General features: G+C 41.1%; 15 protein-coding genes and 1 pseudogene. 2 read left to right on the plus strand and 14 right to left on the minus strand.

Features of this window, described 5'->3' with window-relative positions; translation table 11 throughout:
* Positions 1 to 132: 132 nt before the first annotated feature.
* The 4 genes from MB380_RS14495 to MB380_RS14510 form a co-directional block, all read right to left on the minus strand.
* The gene (locus MB380_RS14495; RefSeq protein ID WP_253525483.1) at positions 133 to 2280 is read right to left on the minus strand and encodes a LysM peptidoglycan-binding domain-containing protein; all 2148 of its coding nucleotides are present in this window, start codon (positions 2278 to 2280) and stop codon (positions 133 to 135) included.
* 210 nt (positions 2281 to 2490) lie between these two features.
* A complete protein-coding gene (locus MB380_RS14500; protein WP_253525491.1) occupies positions 2491 to 3129 on the minus strand; it encodes an O-methyltransferase in 639 nt (212 codons plus the stop codon).
* A 106-nt stretch (positions 3130 to 3235) separates the two neighbouring features.
* Complete coding sequence (gene aroC, locus MB380_RS14505; protein WP_253525494.1) at positions 3236 to 4315, minus strand: chorismate synthase; 1080 nt, start codon at positions 4313 to 4315, stop codon at positions 3236 to 3238.
* A gap of 741 nt (positions 4316 to 5056) precedes the next feature.
* Positions 5057 to 5473 (minus strand): hypothetical protein, encoded by a 417-nt coding sequence (locus tag MB380_RS14510; RefSeq protein WP_253525496.1) that lies wholly within the window; start codon positions 5471 to 5473, stop codon positions 5057 to 5059.
* Between the two features lie 213 nt (positions 5474 to 5686).
* On the opposite strand from MB380_RS14510, the gene MB380_RS14515 reads away from it, so the two are divergent.
* Complete coding sequence (locus tag MB380_RS14515) at positions 5687 to 6127, plus strand: DUF1579 family protein (RefSeq protein ID WP_253525498.1); 441 nt, start codon at positions 5687 to 5689, stop codon at positions 6125 to 6127.
* Positions 6128 to 6673: 546 nt separating this feature from the next.
* Here the strand turns inward: MB380_RS14515 and MB380_RS14520 are convergent.
* The gene (locus MB380_RS14520) at positions 6674 to 7354 is read right to left on the minus strand and encodes a hypothetical protein (protein WP_253525512.1); all 681 of its coding nucleotides are present in this window, start codon (positions 7352 to 7354) and stop codon (positions 6674 to 6676) included.
* A 113-nt stretch (positions 7355 to 7467) separates the two neighbouring features.
* Positions 7468 to 8007 carry a hypothetical protein gene (locus tag MB380_RS14525; protein WP_253525526.1) on the minus strand — a complete coding sequence of 180 codons (540 nt, stop codon included), beginning with the start codon at positions 8005 to 8007 and terminating at the stop codon, positions 7468 to 7470.
* A 1062-nt stretch (positions 8008 to 9069) separates the two neighbouring features.
* On the opposite strand from MB380_RS14525, the gene MB380_RS14530 reads away from it, so the two are divergent.
* Positions 9070 to 10695 carry an IS1182 family transposase gene (locus tag MB380_RS14530; RefSeq protein WP_409014579.1) on the plus strand — a complete coding sequence of 542 codons (1626 nt, stop codon included), beginning with the start codon at positions 9070 to 9072 and terminating at the stop codon, positions 10693 to 10695.
* 215 nt (positions 10696 to 10910) lie between these two features.
* Here the strand turns inward: MB380_RS14530 and MB380_RS14535 are convergent, their stop codons facing one another.
* The 8 genes and pseudogenes from MB380_RS14535 to MB380_RS14565 all read right to left on the minus strand — a co-directional run bounded on the left by MB380_RS14535 (position 10911) and on the right by MB380_RS14565 (position 20522).
* A complete protein-coding gene (locus tag MB380_RS14535; protein WP_101726365.1) occupies positions 10911 to 11384 on the minus strand; it encodes a hypothetical protein in 474 nt (157 codons plus the stop codon).
* Between the two features lie 10 nt (positions 11385 to 11394).
* Positions 11395 to 11703: pseudogene (locus MB380_RS21975) on the minus strand (C10 family peptidase); the annotation flags it as partial.
* A gap of 20 nt (positions 11704 to 11723) precedes the next feature.
* On the minus strand, positions 11724 to 11975 hold the full coding sequence (locus MB380_RS14540; protein ID WP_253525544.1) for a hypothetical protein: 252 nt from the start codon (positions 11973 to 11975) through the stop codon (positions 11724 to 11726).
* 49 nt (positions 11976 to 12024) lie between these two features.
* Entirely contained in the window at positions 12025 to 12675 is a 651-nt protein-coding gene (locus tag MB380_RS14545; RefSeq protein WP_253525547.1) for a hypothetical protein, read from the minus strand.
* A 321-nt stretch (positions 12676 to 12996) separates the two neighbouring features.
* On the minus strand, positions 12997 to 14028 hold the full coding sequence (locus tag MB380_RS14550) for a hypothetical protein (RefSeq protein WP_253525550.1): 1032 nt from the start codon (positions 14026 to 14028) through the stop codon (positions 12997 to 12999).
* A 443-nt stretch (positions 14029 to 14471) separates the two neighbouring features.
* Positions 14472 to 15503 carry a hypothetical protein gene (locus MB380_RS14555; protein ID WP_253525553.1) on the minus strand — a complete coding sequence of 344 codons (1032 nt, stop codon included), beginning with the start codon at positions 15501 to 15503 and terminating at the stop codon, positions 14472 to 14474.
* Between the two features lie 218 nt (positions 15504 to 15721).
* Positions 15722 to 18937, minus strand: coding sequence for a S41 family peptidase (locus MB380_RS14560; RefSeq protein ID WP_253525555.1), 3216 nt, complete (start codon positions 18935 to 18937; stop codon positions 15722 to 15724).
* Positions 18938 to 19331: 394 nt separating this feature from the next.
* Entirely contained in the window at positions 19332 to 20522 is a 1191-nt protein-coding gene (locus MB380_RS14565; protein WP_253525558.1) for a PorT family protein, read from the minus strand.
* Between the last annotated feature and the right edge of the window lie 4 nt (positions 20523 to 20526).

The following is a 20526-nucleotide window of genomic DNA, read 5'->3' on the forward strand; positions in this document are numbered from 1 at the left end:
CAGACATCTGCACTGCGTAAACCAAAGCATCTTTTTATTACAAAGCCCCTCTACCGTGTTTAAAAGGCAAAGGGGCTTTACTCTATACAACCCGTATGCATTGAAGCCTGAAGGCATACATGCGCCGGGCCACTATATTTTTCTGATAAGCAGCTTCTGCCCTATTTTAACATCACGGCTGGTCATATTGTTCCATTCCTGAATCTGCTTCATGGTAACATCATATTTCTTTGAAATACTGAAAAGCGTTTCGCCCCTTACTACCTTATGCGATTTAACCACCGATGCTCTGGCTGGCTCAGTTTTCTCTTTAGCCGGGTTTTCTTTTACCGTTGTTTCTCTTGTTTCGTAGGCGGGGCTGTCTTTGTAGCCCACTATCAGTTGTTGCCCTGATTTTACTCTCTCCTTCACCGAAAAATTATTCCACTCGGCCAGGTCTCGCACTGAAACATTATACTTGCGGGCTATACTGTATAAGTTCTGGCCCGGCGTTACTCTGTAATAAACCTTTTTAGGCGCTACGCTGGCTCTGGTGCTTTTGTCGGCCTCTGGTTCACGCATAATCACTGTTTTAGGTGTAACAGATGGCTTGCCGGTTGATGTTGACGCCGTATACACAGGTTTTTCGTCTTCTATTTTAATAATCGGCACGGTGTCTGCCTCATCATCTGTCGACTGGCCCGGCAATGGTGTTACTTTGGTTTCTGCTGCCGCAGACGGCTCCGGCTGTTTAGTGGCTGGCCTTTTACTGGCGCGCTCTATTACTACGGTTTCAGAGGCTTGTGGTTCTCTTACCACTTCGCGTTCCGGGGCTTTGGTATTTTTGGCCAGTACTTCTGGTTTGGTGTTTGTTTTCTGGTCAAACTTCTCCATTAGCGGTAGTGGTTGGGCAGGCACTACTTCCTGCGGCTTAGGCTTAGGTTCTATACCGGTTTGCAGCGGCTGGTGTTTCGGCCGTTTTCTTTGCAGATATACTACCTGGCCTTCGCGTATTTCTGCCGGTTCGTTTAAGCGGTTGTATTTCAGCAGGCTATGCAGTTTTACACCATAGGCCTGAGAAAGCTCCCAGGTCGACTCCCCCGTTTTTAAATCTGCCTCTGCCACAGGCCCCCTGCTGTATTTACGTTGCAGGTAATATACTTTACCCGGCACAACCACGTCGGCATCGGTCATGTCGTTATATAATAAAAAGTTCTTCACCGATACCCTGCCGGCTTTGGCCAGCGAGGCCACGTCGTCGCCGGTTTTGGCCAAAATACCTTTCTTCTCGTTTATTTCATAAAAAACAGGGCCGTCATCATTTTTAGCGGGTTTGCCAGCGCGTACCAGCACGGGGTATCCGGCATGATTGGCCGTAGGTCTGGCTATTACAGGTGCAGGCGTTACGGTTTCTTTTTCGGCTGGTTTGGTGTTATTGGGCATCAGTGACGATTGCCCGATGGCCTTAATCTGAACCAGGTCCAGCCTGTTGGCAGGCACAAAAAGTGCCACAGAGTAATCGTCAGGTATGGTAGATGTCTGCAACCATGAATTATGTTTTTTGAGCTCAATAAGGTCTATTTCAAAAACGGCGGCTATTTCGGCCAGGGTTTTGCCTTTGCCCTGGCGGTACTCAAAAAAGGCCCATTCGTTTTGCTTCATCTGGCTTACGCGGTGTTCAAAAGCCAGACGTGCAGCTATTGTTTTAATCAGGTAGCGGTCGGTACGGGCATTAAAAGTTACAGAAGAAGCATTGACCCACTCAGACGGTACAATTTTGCTGATACCGGCAGCACCCAGCAGGTAAGAATATAAAGAGGAAATCCAGTTTTTGTAAATCTGGTTGCTGCGCTTCAGATACCTGGCCGCAGCTTTGGTAGAGGCATAGATATTTTTTCGTTCATCAATGACATTATCGACCCGCAGGCCCAGTTCCTGAGCCGTAGGGGCTTTCATTTGCCAGAAACCAACGGCGTTTGAACTGGAAACGGCATCAGGCAGCAATGAGCTTTCAACAACGGCCAGGTACTTGAAATCGTCAGGCACTTTTTCATCTGCCAGAATACGTTCTATAACCGGAAAATACCACTGAATACGCTGCAATTTATCCTGAACATATCTGTTTTCAGGAATCAACAAGGCAGATACTTCTTTTTCAACAAGTGCCTGGGCGTCGGCATCCAACTGCACTGAAACACCTGCAAACACTACCTTTTTGGGTACCTGCGGTAACGACGACTGCTGCGCCAGCACTGCCTGAAAACCTACCACAAAAAACGAAAGCACAAAAATTCTTTTCATGAGCTAATGAGTTATTAGTAAAAGCACAAATTTTAGGAATGATGAGACGGTCTTTCAAAATCTGCCTGCAGGCAGCAAGAAATTGCATCTTTTTAAATACGGCTTAGCTTAATAAGCCGCATACTCAATTCTAAATTCAGCAAAAGAATATGGCAGCAGTTTGTTTCTCTTCAAATGAGAATATCTGGTAAGTTTATTAAGAGTTATTAATTATTTTTTTCTGAGTACCAGCAACCCATCACGAATGGGCAGCAGGATATTTTCTACGCGGTTATCGTTATGTATAGCATCATTAAACGCCCTGATGTTCAGGGTATCTTTATCTTTGGCAGCCGGGTTGCTTACTTTGCCGCTCCACAATACGTTGTCGGCTATGATATAGCCCCCCGGGCGCACCTTATCGAAAACAATATCATAATACCGCTGGTAATTCAGTTTATCGGCATCAATAAAAACAAGGTCAAACGGACCTTCCATTTCCGGAATAATCTCCAGTGCATTACCGATTCTGAAATCTATCTTGTGATGCAACGGCGATTGAGCAAAGAAATTTCTTACAAAATCTTCCAGCTCTTCGTTTACGTCAATTGTAATGATTTTTCCGTTTTGGGTAAGCCCTTCTGCCAGGCACAACGCCGAGTAACCGGTATAAGTACCGATTTCAAGAATCAGCCCGGGCTGAATCATCTGTGAAAGCATAGCCAGTAAACGCCCTTGCAAGTGGCCCGAAAGCATACGAGACTGCAAGACTTTTGCATGCGTTTCGCGGTTCAATTTGCTCAGCAGGTCATTTTCAGGCGTGGTATGATCCAGACAATATTGGTCAATATCAGCAGGAATAAACTCCATCAGGAAAGCATTTTTATACAAAAATAGAACATATTTCAAAAAAATGAACAAAAAAGGGGCTTTTTTTGCCCCTCAGATGTTTAAAAGTCATTTTGGTACCGTTTAATTAGCGCTTGTTGCTTCTGCTGCGCAGGCTGAAATCGGCCAGCACCAGGGCTGCCATTGCCTCAACAATTGGCACCGCACGCGGCAGCACACATGGGTCATGACGGCCCTTGCCCGACACCACAACGGTTTCGCCGGCTTCATTTACGCTCTCCTGGTCTTGCATGATTGTGGCCACCGGCTTAAAAGCCACTCTGAAATAGATATCTTCTCCGTTCGAAATTCCGCCTTGTATACCGCCCGAATGATTGGTGCGGGTATGTACCTTTCCGTCTTCGCCAACGTAAAACTCGTCATTGTGTTGCGAGCCGAATAATGCTACGCCATCAAAGCCGCTGCCATATTCAAAACCCTTTACGGCATTAATGCCCAGCATAGCCTTGCCTAACTCGGCATGAAGTTTATCAAACACGGGTTCGCCCCAGCCTACCGGCACACCTTTGATAACCCCTGTGATGATACCACCGATAGAATCGCCCTTTTTGCGGGTTTCGTCTATGAACTCAAACATTTTTTGCGCGGTGGCCTCGTCAGGGCAACGCACGGCGTTATCGTCGGTTTTGCTCAAATCCAGTTCGTAATATTCTTTATCCAGTTTAATATTCCCGACCTGCGACACATAGGCCTGCACCGTTATTTGCTGTTGCGCCAGCAGCATTTTGGCCAGTGCCCCGGCCGCTACGCGAGCGGCTGTCTCGCGGGCTGAGCTGCGCCCGCCTCCGCGGTAATCGCGAACACCATATTTGGCGGTATAGGTGTAGTCGGCATGCGATGGTCTGAACTGATGCGCTATGTGGCTGTAATCTTTAGAGCGTTGGTCTTCATTAAAAATAACCATAGCAATGGGTGTACCGGTTGTTTTGCCCTCAAAAATACCCGATAGTACCTGAAACTCGTCGGCCTCTTTGCGTTGGGTGGTAATGCGCGACTGACCCGGTTTGCGGCGGTCTAGTTCGTGCTGAATGTAGGCTTCATCAAAATCTATTCCTGAGGGGCATCCGTCTATTACTACGCCGATGGCTTTGCCGTGTGATTCACCAAATGTTGAAATCTTAAAAATTGTTCCGTAAGTACTACTCATAAGAGAAAACCGAGTTTTGCTATATTTTAAAACGGGTGTAAAATTAAGATAAAATGTTGGTGTGTGGATGATATATTTTGAGTTTTGACTTCAAACTGCTGAGGCAACGGGCCAAAGCGACGAAAATAACTACCGAAGCCTGAACCCCGCATTAAGCTGAAAATACAATTATTAAAAAAATGTTAATTTTTCTAATTCTGAAAAAAAAATCAGATTTCAGCCCGCCTTTGGGCAAAACTAAGGCAATCCGGCCGACTATGGCACAAAAAAAAACCGAGCTCAAAGCGGCCGGTTTTTATTCAATAAACTAAACTAAACTGTATAAAATCTTTTTCTTTGCTAACAGTACCCGGCATGTAGCCCCGGGCTTTTACCGGTTTTTATTCAATTGACAAAAACACACTATCGGCAAAGTTTATATTTTCATTTTCCTGAAACCAAAAACAGATGTTTACAATGTCAGCCAATTTCAATAGATAATTCTGAGGCTGTAAAACTTTTCATCAGGCATCAGGTACTGATTTATTCCTATTTCTTTATCTGCTTGTCTATACAAATACTGGTTTGCCTAACATGCAGTTTTTTGCCTCTGCTGCTGTTTCTTTTCATCCTCCGGGCATTTCATTCCGCAAATTAAATACCTAATTACTATACAAAGCAAACAGACCCAAACAACCCGTAGGGCTCATCAGCCCGAAATCGGCACTTTTTAAGTAAAAATACTTATCTGCACCACATACCTTACCCCCATTGCGGTTTAGAAAAAACTGCAACTGGCATAAACCCTGAAACCGGATTTTCGCTGGTTTGGGTATTACTAAGTATGGCGTTTGTTGGTAAAAGCACCGGAGCCACAGCCCACCCGGCAGGATAACCACCGGAAGCAGACGAAAGCGCTTTTGATGAAGGATACAGCTTTATGATGCTATACGTAACTAACAACGTTGCCTGCGCGGCGTATGTTGCAAGGCTGGCAAAAAAAATTTTTGCTACAGACCACGTATGTACTGCATCAGACCACACCCCCATATAAGTACCCTGATGACTAAACCCGCGATATGAAAAACGATTAAGATAAGATGCAGAACCCGCACCCATGCCCAATGCATAAGGCACACAGGCAACACCATGGCAGCCGTAGGTAAGTAGCTTTTTCATTAAAATGCTTTTCATAATTAATGTTACAAATATAGGCAAAATTGCTTAGAAGTTGTTACCCCAATTGTGGTGATTTTTATGAACGGAAAAAATTAATGATTAACGCACTTATCAAAAAAGTCTCATAGCAGCCCGACTGCCCTGGCACATTGCCTAAAAACACTCTGGCACACTTTTTTTGGGTATTGTTGAAAGATTTTTTTTAATAAGATTATGGAGAACCTTGACGCAAAGCGCACACAACTTGAAAAATTTGTAGGAAAATGGACCACAGTGGGGCAAATTTTACCCACTTCAAACAAGGCTGGCACTGATATCAGGGGGCATGAGAGCTATGAATGGTTGGAAGGTGAGTATTTTCTTCTACACAATTCTGAACTTGAAATGGGCGACCGCCATCAGAGAACACTGGAAGTATTTAGTTTTGAAGAACAGGAGAGCCATTTCATGACTCAGTTTTATGATAACATCGGTAATTCGGGGCAGTTTCAGGTAACGCTAATGGACGACCTGTGGATTTTCAGAGGTGAAACCCTGCTGTTTAAAGGTGGCTTCAGTGAAAATGATACCGTTTTCTCAGGCGTATGGGAGCAACTCAACCAGGAAAAAGTATGGGCGCCGTATATGCATATCAAATTGGTGAAGGAGGTATAGAGAAATAGCGTCCTAATTTGGTAGAGGCATAATGCATTGTGGCTTATCGACGAATTTGCTTACCAAAAATTAAATCTCCTGATTGCAAAAACCATTAGAGCCGTATTGCAATTCGGCTCTACGAAAATTGTCTGTTTTGGTAGAGCCACATTGCATGTGGCTAAAGGCCTGTGTGTTTAGCGGATGATGTGAGGTGTTGGAATTTGATTACTGAAAATTTTTGAACTGTTCTTTTTTGTGTACTAAGAACACAATACACACCGACTAAATATATATTTAGCCGAATAGGAAATCAGTATTTACCCGTACATTGACCAATTCAAAATATTTGGGAGCGCTACTGCCCCAGCCGCAAGCATTGCGGCTCTACGAAAATTGGGTGCTTTGGTAGAGCCACATTGCATGTGGCTCAAGGCCTGTGCGTTCGGTGAGTGATGCGAAGTGGTGGTGATTTGATTACTGAAAATTTTTGAACTGTTCTTTTATGCGTTCAAAGAACGCAATCCACAACGACTAAATTTATATTTAGTTGAACGGAGGATGTAGTTATAATAAATCACTTGCAGACTTTAAATTTTTCTCCCCCTCTTTCATTTTTTGATATTCTTCATCCCTCAGTCTAGCATTTACTTCCATATTGAAGATTTGCAACACTAAATTATATTTGTCTTTAAAATATGCAGAAAGTATTGTTACTCTCTTTTTCCCAACATTCCATCCGGCAATTAAATAGTGTCCTTCGGTTGTATAATCGTTTCTCACAGGAAAATCATATTCCGGCTTTCCATATTTCTTTGTTAATTCCTTTACCAGAGATTCTTTTTGACTTTTAGTTTCATAAACATATTCGTAACGATTGTAGTTATATCCATTTATTTCAACTGACCAAAGTGAGTCTTGATAAAATTCAGGTGTAACTACAATAAATTTAAAATCTCCAATTCTATTATTATACATTATTACCGTTCCATCCAAAGAAGCTGAATAAGGTGTTTTTGTACTTTCTTTAAATTCTTCAAGTTTTTTATCAAAAACTTTCGGTGAAATACCGAAGTATATATTGCCGATAGCTCTATCTTGGTCAGCAATGGCAACACTATCTTTCCAGGCTTGTGCTTTTTTTGTGCTATCCCTAACAGTTTCCATCCGAATTCTCTCCTTTTCCTTTTTGGATGTGCAACTTAAAATAGCAACAAAGCATATTGAAAGAAGTAGAACGTTTTTCATACAATAGATTTATTTTAGTATAAGTTTAAATCTTATTACATTAATAGGTTCGTAGATTTTTTGGTTTCTTATGATGATAATGTTTTTTGTATTGTAAAAAGCAGAATTTAATTTTATTCTTCTTTTTTAATGCTGTCTTCGATATACCATTTGCGATTAAAGTCGTTGAAATCCTCCATTTGCTTATTAAGAACGCCTATTAATCCACCTTCCCATTCGCCATATACGGCATTGCCCTCGGCATCAAGCAAATTCTCAGGCATGGTACGAAGCGTATACATTGGATTTTGGTCTCCAAACTCTTCTCCTAATTTTTGGAAGTAATCACCCTTGAGTATAAACTTTAAATTATTTCTGAATGATAATTCAACTTTATCAAAAGATTTATCTTTAAGTGCATTAGCAGTATGCAAAAGAACTCTGAATACATCAATAGGGGCTTTTTCATCTTTTACTTCTTCTAGGTTGAAGGTAAGTGTTTTTGATTGCGTATAATTTTTGTAGTGGACATCAATTTTTATGCCTTCATTACGAACATCACTATTCAATTTCTCTTTGACGGGTTTGATAATTGTGAAATAGTTGAAACAGTAGATCACTGCTGGAATAGTTATTACTACTAATACAGCAATAAGAAGAATTAGTTTTTTCATTGGTTTAGGTAAAGGTTTTATTAAAAATGACATTATTGACAATTTGTGTTGCCATCTCTTAATTGTGTTGAAGTATTTAATCAAACAGCATATTTAGTGACAGCCAAGCAATAAAAGAAATTATAGTTAATTCAAATAAAATATATTTGTATAACAAAGTAAAGATTTCGATAAATATATTTTCGGCTCTATTTAAAAGGAACTCAGATAGGCTTTAGTGCTTAATCCCTCAATGTCTATTATTATTAGAACAACAATACTTCCATGCGTTCCAAGAACGCAATAAACACCGAATAAATTTATATTTAGTTGAATATTGACCAATTCAAAATATTTGGGAGCGCTTCTGCCCCAGCCGCAAGCATTGCGGCTCTACGAAAATTGGGGGCTTTGGTAGAGCCAAATTGTAGGTGGCTCAAGGCCTGTCTGTTCGGCGGAAGATGCGAAGTGGTGGTGATTTGATTACTGAAAATTTTTGAACTGTTCTTTTTTGTGTTCAAAGAACGCAATCCACAACGACTAAATTTATATTTACCCGAACATTGACCAATTCAAAATATTTGGGAGCGCTTCTGCCCCAGCCGCAAGCATTGCGGCTCTACGAAAATTGGGGGCTTTGGTAGAGCCACATTGCATGTGGCTCAAGGCCTGTATGTTCGGCGGAAGATTTGAAGTGGTGGTCTTTTGATTACTAAAAATTTCTTAAACTGTTCTTTTTTGCGTACTAAGAACACAATACACAGCGGCTAAATAAATAATTAGTTGAATATTGACCAATTCAAAATATTTGGGAGCGCTTCTGCCCCAGCCGCAAGCATTGCGGCTCTACGAAAATTGGGGGCTTTGGTAGGCTGAAGGCCTGTCTGTTTTGTGGGTGATGTGAGATGCGTTTGAGTGATTTTGTATTTGATATTCTTTTTTCATTTATGAGTTTTAAAAACCTTACCCACAGAGGCTGTCTAAAAAGGTCTAAAAAATAGGAATCCCCGGTCAAAAAAGACGCGGGGATTTTTCTTTGTTCCTCTAAAAAGTGTTATCTTAGAGGTGCAACACAAAGAGAAGATGAAGATACATTTTAAATCGTTACCGGCCAATAAATTAAGTCTTTTTCCGGAAGATATATTTTCCAGAATACCACAGAATCACCCGGTTCGCCTCGTGAACGAAGTCGTTGACGGACTGGATATAAGCATGCTTGTTTCCCAATATAAAGGAGGGGGAACCAGCAGCTACCATCCCCGGATGCTACTGAAAGTATTATTCTACAGCTACCTTTCGAATATTTATTCCTGCCGTAAAATAGAGAAAGCCTTACAGGAGAACATTCACTTGATGTGGTTGTCGGGTAACAGCACTCCTGATTACCGGACCATTAACTACTTTCGGGGTAAACGCTTAAAAGGCCATATTCAAAGCCTGTTTGCAGCAGTAGTACGGATGCTTCATGAATTGCAATATGTGAGTTTGGATTTGCAGTATGTGGATGGTACGAAAATAGAGTCCGCCTCTGGCCGCTACAGTTTTGTATGGAAAGGGTCAGTAGAGAAGAACAAAGCTAAACTGGAAGGCAAAATCCAGTCTGTCTTATCAGAGATAGAATCACAGATTAAGCAAGACCAGGGCGAGCTAAATAGAATAGAGACCCCCAAACCCATAGACAGCACCGAACTTAAGAACAAGCTTGCAGAGTTGAATAGTAAACAAAAGGGTAGTACTAAACAGACGCAAAAGCAAATAAAGCAACTGCAAGATGAACACTTGCCCCGCTTAGAGAAGTATGAACAGCAGTTGGAAACGCTTGGCGAGCGGAATAGTTATAGCAAGACCGATGAAGAGGCCACATTCATGCGACTCAAAGATGACCATATGCAGAATGGTCAACTCAAACCAGCCTATAATAGTCAGATTAGTACCGAGAACCAGTTTATTACCCATTACAGCATCCATCAGACAGCAGGAGATACCACCACACTTACCCAACACCTGGAGGGTTTTCAGGAGCAATACGGCAAGCAAAGTACAGAGGTAGTGGCCGATGCAGGTTATGGTAGTGAACAGAACTATGAGTGGCTTGAAGAGAAAGCCATAAAAGCGTATGTGAAGTACAATTACTTTCATAAAGAGCAGAAACGTTCACAGAAGAACAATCCATTTTTGGTTCAGAATCTGTATTACAACAAAGCCTTAGACTTTTATGTATGTCCTATGGGTCAAAGAATGGTATGTGTCGGCCAAGGTAAAAGGACAAGCAGCAATGGCTATGAGTCCGGTGTCAGGTATTATCAGGCCAAGCGATGCGATGGATGCCCCTTAAGAGGGATGTGCCATAAAAGTAAAGTCAACCGAAGAATAGAGGTCAATCCCAGACTTAATGAACTGAAAGCAAAGGCAAGGGCTTGGTTACTCTCAGAAGAAGGGCTTAAACACCGAAGTAAAAGACCCATAGAGGTAGAAGCTGTCTTCGGACAGATGAAAAGTAATAACAAGTTCTCAAGATTTACTTTAAGGGGTCTTCAGAAGGTAGGTATTGAGTTTGGCCTGATGGCTATCGGGCATAATCTGAGAAAGTGGGCAGCAAAACGCCTGTCTGAACAAGAAAATCAACAAAATTCAGTATCTACCGCTCAAAATAGGACTATTTATGTACTTTTTGAATCTTACCAGATAAAATATCGCTACGCCGCTTAGTAAAACCCGAATCATTCCTATCTAAACCAAAAAAAGAAGCTGCCCCTTTTTGGACAGCCTCACGGGGAAGCATATCATAAGTTAAAAATTTGATGAACTTTTAAGCTTGCTTGGCCAAGAATTAAATCCGGCAATATATGAAGTACTTAAAGAGTATATTACTTTTGTGTACTCCATGAATATTTTACAAACAGGGATGATTGAAAATTTCTTAATTATTTTAGAATTGTAATTACTCTTTCGCCATCGGCTTGAGTCCACATTAATTTGTCATTGACCAAAATTTTTTCCGTGATGCTCATGGTCTTGTCGTTTTTTATGTGAAAGGTAATTACATCTACATCGTTGTCAGTCCAATAGATTTTTACTTTGTTTATATCTCCTGGGGATTCATGCATTGAAGCGAAAACTCTCATATAATACTTACCGTTTTGCTGAAATAGTAATGGTTTATTGTAAGGCATCAAGTTAATAGGCCATTTTTGATTATTTGCAGATGCATATTCGAGCGCGATATCTCCAAAAACATAGTGGCCAGGCTGATTTTGATTTAATAAATCTATGTTTGTGTCTTTTTTTAGAACGGATACCTCAATCGCTGTATCAACTATATCGCAACATATTTCCCTGTGCTTATCGCAGGAGGTTAGGAAAAGGGTTAGGAAGAAGAATGTGATTATCGTTTTCATGGTTTTACTGTTAAAATAAATTATAAATCATATAAGGATCAACATTATATGAATGGTAACGCGATGGATCTGGGTTGAAATTGTCATAAGCAAACCATCCATCTTCACCACCTCTCCGTCCCCAAGTCATATGGAGATATAGATATGTACCAGATTCACAAAAATTATACGAATCATAACCATCACATACCCAAGCGTGTCCACCATCAATATAATAAAATATCCACCAGTTGGCAAACCATCCTCCTGATAAATAAACCGAGTGCCCATTATTTAAATTTGATATAACCGTCGGAGCATAATAGTTGGCAAGTGTTGCATAAGTATAACCATAATCATTTACGAAAGCATCTCTCGCGTCGTCATCTCCTGCTCCTGATTTTCAATCTGGTGTTCAACACTGGCTAAAATCTGCTTACTAACCAAATTCTGAGCAGGAGCGAATGTTCGGTATTTTGAATAGCTTTTAGTTTTGGCTATTGGTTGTGAGTTGTTTTTTGATGGATCGTCCTTGTCATCATTGGCGAATGTTGGCAAGCAACTCATCATGATTATTAGCACAGCAATTACTATAGGTAAAATTCGCTTCATTTTAATATTGTATCTAAATGATTGGATTTTTTTTAGATATATTAATTTATTAGTACCAATTATATACTAATCCACAATTTTCTCTTTCTTTTACGGCTTTTAGTAACTCTATCCATAAAAACATAATTCTTCTTTCCATATGATTTTCCTTTCCAAAAACATCCATTTTTTCTTTAAAGTTATGTTCCTCCCATTTTTTTAGAACTGTATCAACCATATTCGGGCTTAAGGTTTTGTTAGCAAATATCTTGCTTGTATACTGTAAAAGTTCATAGTCATAATCTTTAAAAACGTTTTCAATATTAACCTCTAATGGCGCACCCCATCTACCGAATGTTAAATCTTGAATAAGTTCTAAAGCCTCTATGTCTTCTTCTGAAAGAATATGCTTGTTAGCATACACATTATTATCTAATTCAAGTATATAACGGTAATGAGTCAAGTCCATAGGTACTTGTACCAATTCAATCCAATCATATCCTTCCAGAGGAATAGGCTTAAAAAAATATTTTTTAGTATTTTCTGAATAATCTAAGCGAAGGGTATCATCTACAGTTAAATCCAAAACCTCCTTTAAATCGTCATAAGGATAAACCGCTTTATAAGCATTCGTTAAATTATTCAATAGATTATCCCACTTTAAATAAAAATATCTTGCATACATGAGTTTATTTTTTGTGGCACCATTTTGCCATTTCAACTTGCAATTGGTCTTTAGTAATATCTGCTTCAGTATACGTATTGAAAGGGAGAGGTGTAGTTGTAGGGGATGATTTCTGCTTCATTACTACTCCAACCATTTCGAGATTGTCAATATTGGTGTCAGATAAATAAATGTTGCGAAAAGTGCTGACTGGTATATCTGTACCTCTATTAATAGTTACTATATAATTACTACTTGATGGATCTGAATTTTATGTCTCGTCAGGGTCTTCCGTGCGTGTAAGACCACGGTAGGCAGGAGACCCTGTCGTAGTAGTATAGGTATCAATGCCCATATTTTTTATACTTCAACTGGTATTCAGACCGTTTCAAGGCGATATTTATAAATAGTGGGACTTGAATCCATCATGAAAAGGTAATCTTTATAGATCATTAATGGCCTTCTGAATGAATCCCAACCTTTGAAAGGAGGTACAAAACTATCTACGATGGTATTTTTCTCTTTGTCAATGATAAATATTTCAGCTTCATCTGAAAATGAGATGATATAATTTTTATAAAAACAGCCTATACTTGAGGCTAGCCCATAGGAATCTTTATAAAGATTGGTATCAAACCAATTTTCCTGATAGTGTAAAAGTTCTCCTGTGTCACAACTTATTATGCGAATAAATCCTCTATTAAATTGATAGGCCTTTCCCTCTGCCACATCTATTAAATCAGTATCATTTTCGCTTATCCAAGTAAGTTGTCCAGTTTGAATATGAATACATAAAGTGTGACTACCATTGATGCTAAAAATAAGATTGCCTTTGTATTCAGTTACTAAAGATGACATACTGCATCTTTCAATAAAATACTTACTTAAGTCAAAACTCCACAATAGTTTATTTTCATCCAGCTTAAAGCATTTCATTATAAAAGACTCATTCTCCTTAGCATAAAATATTATCCTTTCTTCATCTACATATAGTTCAGTTAACTTTTCCAGATTCTCTATTTCATAAATAACTTCCTTGGAAAGGAAATCATACATGATAATTTTAAGGAATCGTTTTTTTGACAATATCAGAATGGAGATATTCTTATTATTTAAGTAATGGTCATATAATCCATATCCCTCTTCATCAGGAGCATAATTTATTAAATTAAGTTCATTACCTTCCTTACTATTAATATAGAATAACTCCCCTTGAGTTGATACAAATTCAATACTGTTTCCTTTCATTCTAAGAAAACGGAGTTTTAAATTAGGTGGAATTACAATTTCTCTTCTATTATGATAGTCTTCAATATAGAGATTATTATGATGAGAAAATGCTGCCCCTTGAGAGGTAACTAATATATCCCCGGCATTTGAAAATCTACTTTCTTCTATAAATTTTAGCATATAATTATTGATAAATATTTCTGATTTATGTCTCGTCAGGGTCTTCCGTGCGTGTAAGCCACAGGTAGGCAGGAGACCCTGACGCAATTGTTAATGCCAACTTAACCTGTCGGCAACCAAATTCTACGATAAGCCGCAAGCATTGTGGCTTTACGAAAACTAAATATATCGGTAGTTAAATAGTGTCTTTGACGTATTTATATCCCGTCAGGGATAATATATTATTGGCGATATTTAATATACCGTCCCTACGGGACTTCGCTTAATTGATGGTACTTTTTTCTACCAATATATTATCCCGACGGGATTACCAATAAGTAAGAAAATATCAAATTTTCTTATCCAGACAGACGTTTTCCTGTGTGCCGGTTAAAAACAAAGCCGAAGCCCCTGACGTAGTTCGGCTTATACTCAAGTTATATTATTGATAGTTATGATTGTTCTCAGACCATTTCAAGGCGATATTTATAAATAGTGGGACTTGAGTCCATCATGAAAAGGTAATCGCTATACATCATTAATGGCCTTCTGAATGATTCCCTACCTTTGAAAGGAGGTACAAAACTATTTACGATGGTATTTTTCTCTTTGTCAATGATAAATATTTCAGCTTCATCTGAAAATGAGATGATATAATTTTTATAAAAACAGCCTATACTTGAGGCTAGCCCATAGGAATCTTTATAAAGATTCGTATCAAACCAGTTTTCCTGATAATGTAATAGCTCTCCTGAATCACAACTTATTATGCGAATAAATCCTCTATTAAACTGATAGCCTTTGCCCTCTGCCACATCTATTAAATCAGTGGCATTCTCACTTATCCATCTTAGTTGTCCGGTTTGAATATGAATACATATAGTATGAGAACTATTGATACTAAAAATTAGATTGCCTTTGTATTCGCTTACCAATGATGACTTGCTGCATCTTTCAGTAAAATACTTACTTAAATTAAAACTCCATAAGAGCTTGTTTTCGTCCAACTTAAAGCATTTCATTATAAAGGAGTCATTTTCCTTGGTATAAAATATTATCCTTTCTTCATCTACATATAGTACAGTTAACTTTTCCAGATTCTCTATTTCAAATATGACCTCCTTAGTAAGGTAGTTATACATGATAATTTTAAGGAATCGTTTTTTTGACAATATCAGAATGGAGATATTCTTATTATTTAAGTAATGGTCATATAATCCATATCCCTCTTCATCAGGAGCATAATTTATTAAATTAAGTTCATTACCTTCCTTACTATTAATATAGAATAACTCCCCTTGAGTTGATACAAATTCAATACTGTTTCCTTTCATTCTAAGAAAACGGAGTTTTAAATTAGGTGGAATTACAATTTCTCTTCTATTATGATAGTCTTCAATATAGAGATTATTATGATGAGAAAATGCTGCCCCTTGAGAGGTAACTAATATATCCCCAGCCTTTGAAAATCTGCTTTCCTCTAAAAACTTTAGCATAAATTTATTGATAAGTGTTTCTGATTTATGTCTCGTCAGGGGCTTCCGTGCGTGTAAGCCACAGGCAGGAAGGAGACCCTGACACAATTGATAATGCCAACTTAACCTATCGGCAGCCAAATTCTACGATGAGCCACAAGCATTGTGGCTCTACAAAAGTAAAAAAACAGAGTCAAGGCAATGCCTTGGCTCTGTGCAGTATTGGCTATTATCAATAATTATTTCTTCCCGTCTATCTGCTTCAGTAATTCATCTACTGCTGTTTTCAGTTGGTCGTCGGTGTCTTTTGCCAGCCAGTCAGGTTGGTTTTCAACAATAATGTCCGGTACGGCTGGTCCTAATTCCTGATTTTTGTCGGTGGCTTTGGTAAACCAGCCACGACCCGGCAGACGCACAAACGAGCCATCCATCAGACCCTTACCCCCAGTTGAAATCACCGAACCATTGGTAGGTACACCCACCAATTTACCGATGCCTAACGATTTATAAGCATGGGAGAAAATCTCGGCATTTGAGTAGCTACCCTCATTACAAAGCGCAATAGACGGTTTGGTCCAGGCAGCATAAACCAGACGTTCGCCGATAGGGTAGTAATCTTTAAATTTCAGCTTGTCTTTCTCCAAATCTTCACTGGCACCTCTTGGTATGGTGTAGGCGTGTTGTTTGTAGTTCAGAATCGTCATCAGGTAGTCGGTTGTTGAGCCTCCACCATTGTAGCGTACATCAATCACCAGACCTTCTTTTCCATACCCGGCAGCGGTAAACTCTCTTTCTACTACCTCAAAACTCGGGAAGTCCATCCCTTTAATATGGATATACCCCAGGCGACCTTTAGAGAATTTCTCCACCAGTTTTTTACGGTTCTCTACCCATTCGTCATACAAATTATTAAAGATGCTGGCTGTCAGGCGAATCACCACTTCTTTGCTCTTACCATCTGCACCGCGCACATTCAATAATACTTTCTCGTTCACAAGTCCATTCAGTAGGTCATAGAAATTATCGTTATCGCTTACGGCTTGTCCGTTCACGGCGGTAATCACATCACCGGCATTCAGCTTGCTTTTCTCTTTATCGGCAGGCGTACCCGGCACCACGTGTGCTACTTTTACACCACCGCTCACAGGTACTAATTCAGTACCCAACAATCCGGTTGCTTCTCGTTGCGTATCAATGCGGTCGGTTACGGTCATACCCATGTGGCTCGAGTTCAGTTCACCCAGCAAGAGGTTAAACATATCTCTGAAATCGTTGCTGGTGCTGGCGCTAATGCTGCGTTCTTTGTACTTGTCGTGCAGCTTAGACCAATCGTAACCATGAAACTGAGGGTCATAGAAACCATCGCGAATGGTACGCCAGGCCTCTTCATATACCTGCGTGCGTTCGGCAGTGTAATCAATTTTCATTTTTGCCGAATACGGCAGGGCCTCTATTGCGCCGGATTTTATATCAAGCCTGCTCAATGCGCCACCCATGCGTGCAAAATACAGGTATTTACCTTCGCGGTCCATGGTTACACCGGTCGGACTGGTACCACCCTTGGTAATTTCCTTCAAATCTTTGCCATCCCATTTGATGCTGTACAGGTCACGGCCGCGTGCGGTGTTAGAGGTGGTGGTGTAGTAAAAGGTCTCACCGTCTTTTGATATCACCAGCCCGCCTTCATCACCGGGAAAACTGGTTACTCTTACAATGCGTTCATGTATTTTGTCGAAATCAATTTTTACGGGCTTCGGCGCTTTTTTGTCATTCGGCTTGGCCGGTGCGGCAGGTGTTTCAGGTTTATCCTGTTCCTGCCAGTCCTGTGTTTCACGTTCCCAGTCTTCTTTTTTCAGCCATACAAACCACACGTCGTCACTACGGCTGGAACTTCTACCCGAAATGAATCCGAGTTTAGAGCCGTCAGCGCTCCAGAACGGGCTGTAGTCTGCCCGCGGGTGCATGGTTACATTGACAGGCTTAGTTGAGTTATCTGCTGCCTGAATGAATATCTCTTCATTAAAATATAAATCGCTGATGGCATACGCCAGCCATTTACTGTCCGGGCTCCAGGCTATGCCGCCGGGTGCATCCCAGCTATCGCCCAGAATTTTTTCGTTGGTCAGTTTACCGTCCGGGCTTATGTCGGCCACCACAAATGTACCCCTGCCACGTACGTAGGCAATCTTCTTGTTATCGGGTGATACCGTCAGGCTCTTCTCATCGCCGGTGGTTTTGGTGAGCTGCACCACACTGTGCTTCATTGATTTAAACAGGTTGCGCTGGGTGGTATCTGCCGAGCGCACCATGTAAATATCAAAATTACCGTTGGCTCTGTCGCTGGTAAACAACAGGGTAGAGTCGTTCAGCCAGGTTGGTTCCATGTCGCGGTAGGCATGGGTTGATACATTGATACTTCTGGTTTTTTCCTTATCGGCTTCTTTCAGGAAAATCTCACCACGTACCGAAAAAGCCAGCAACTTTCCGTTAGGCGACACCGCATATTCAGACGCGCCACTGGTAAAAGTCTTTTGTTCGGTGGCATCCAGGCGGTCATCGGTGCTGATAACCACATTTAGTTTTTGTGCCGAACCTTTATCGGTTTTAAGGGTGTACAGATTCATGTCTTTCTCGAAAACAATAGAACTGCCGTCAGCCGAAACGCTGAATGCCCGGATGGACTCATCTTTATAGCTGGTCAGTTTTTCAGGCTTGCCGGTGGGTTTGCCGTTGGCATCGAGCTTTAGCCTATAAATATTATACGCGCCTGCCTCACTGCTCAGAAAATAAAGCGTGCTGTTGTTGCCCCATTGCGGGAAAACATCGTTGGTTTCAAAACCCGGTAGCTGCTGATAAGTTTTGTTTTTGGTGTCGTAAATCCATAAGTCGCGGTCTGAGCTGCCCTTGTAGGCCTGACGGGCTACGGGGTTGATGTCGCCCCGGACGAAAGCCAGAAAACGGCCGTCTGGCGACAGCACAGGGTCGAAACCTACGGCATCAAGCACGCGTGATTCGGTGCCACCTTTCGGACTGATGGCGTAAACCTCGCTGGGGCGTTCAATCTGTCTGAACTCACGGTTGGTCGAAAACAGGATTTTATCCGGCTGTGTCCAGCTTGCAATATTGTCGGCACCCGAATGGTAGGTCAGTCGTTTGGGCATGCTTCCTTCGGCCGACATCACGAAGATATCGTTATTGCCGAAGCGTGAACCCGAAAAAGCAATCTGTTTGCCGTCAGGACTAAAAACGGGGTTTGATTCGTAGGCCTCATGGATGGTGAGACGAGTGGCTTTACCGCCCGAAGCAGGCACCGTCCAGATATCGCCCTGAAACGAAAAAGCCACCAGAGAACCGTCTTTGTTAATAGCCGGTTGGCGAAGCAGCAGGTTATTCTGCGCCTGCAGGCACAGCACCGTAAAAAAGGTAATTGTTGAGGTTAAAAGCGTTTTTCTCATGGGCAATAGTTTGCTGATTGATTGACAATCAAATTTAAAAGAAAAACGCTTTGAACCATCAAAAATCAGATGATTTCGGTTTAAGTGGAGATGAATTGGGGAGAGGTGACAGGAGGAGGATGCTCAATTGGCTGTATTTTGCGTTTTAGATGGCTTGGCAGAGTCTCCCGGTGTGCGTTTTGCCTAAGCCAAGCAAGGGGACTCTGCTTCTGAGACAGCAACTCCTGTTAACACGATAACGAATCATTCAAATACCAAAATAAATACACTCCTGTAAAAAACAACTAGCGCAAAAAAACAAGTCCCGTCAGGAAAAATATTCGCCGGACGGGACTAGTTTTTACAGGAAATCAGGCAATTCAACCCAAAACAAAAAATCTGTTAAAGGCAATCATTATTTTTCACGTTTCAGATTTATCAGCACGCTGCCATTTACTCTGAAATTGTACCTGGGGCTCAGGAAATCGGTGTCACGATAATGATAAATATACACTGGTGTGAGCTGAAAAACATATCGTTTGTGCCTGTATTGCAGACCTGTACCCAGCGACAGGTTATGAATGAGGCCTTTTTTCTGTTCTGTATTGAAAGATGAATACAGCTCGTCGCCATCTACATGGGCCTCAAACCTTACGTTCTGGTACAGGCGCAGGTCCAGATTAGTGCCTGCCATAAATTTCATATCCCACCGGCGATTAAGGGGCAGATAATAATTGAGGTTCAGCGGAATACTCAGCATAGATGCCCTGATATGTATATCTTCAATGCGCTCATACCTTTCGGGCAGGTAGTGCTTGTACATATCGGTGAAATTCTGGCGGGTATCCAAATTAAACTCCTTCGGGTTATAATACTCTGCCTCAGGGTTAGTAAGGAACGTTAAGCCTGTGGTAAAACTCAGACTTTTGCCAAAAAACACTTCAAAAACAGGCCCCAGGTCTAGGGTATGATTAAACCCAAGGCCTGTATTTAAGCCCAGGCGGGTATCAATACGCGGCCATCTGAACGAACGCCTTTGTTCGGCAGGCGTAATTACCGGGCGTTTATAGACCGAATCTGCACTTTTTTTAATAACTGAGGGTTCATCGGCCTTTTCAATGGTAGTTGCTCCTTCAGGCTTTGGCTCCTGCGCCTCAGTAACCGAAGTGGTGCCTGCATCAGCAACCGACTTATCGGTTATTGTAACCTGTACAGGGGCCTCATACACCACCGGACGCGGGCTGTTGGCATTGCCTGTTGAGGTAACCGGCGCTTTTTGCACCACATAAATGGTTTTGTTGATATACACGGTATCGCGGTGTACAATTTCCTGTACCTGCGTATTTGTTTTTATTTGTTCAATTGTAGAAATCTTATCATTCAGTATCCGGAATTGCTTTTCGTAATCATATTTGTCTATAAAATTCCATATCAGCAGCACAGTGGCCAGGCTGCCATAGAGCGGCCAGCCGAACCGCCGCCAGAAGTCCAGATACCAGGGCACAAGCATTCTGCCCCTGATGTTTTGCCAGACACCCTCGCTGACTGGCCTGCGGACGGACTCCAGTTTTTCCCTGATTTTTTTATCAAATAGCTCGTTTGCCATAAAG

This window comes from Emticicia sp. 21SJ11W-3 (assembly GCF_024138715.1).
Taxonomy (GTDB): Bacteria; Bacteroidota; Bacteroidia; order Cytophagales; family Spirosomataceae; genus Emticicia; species Emticicia fluvialis.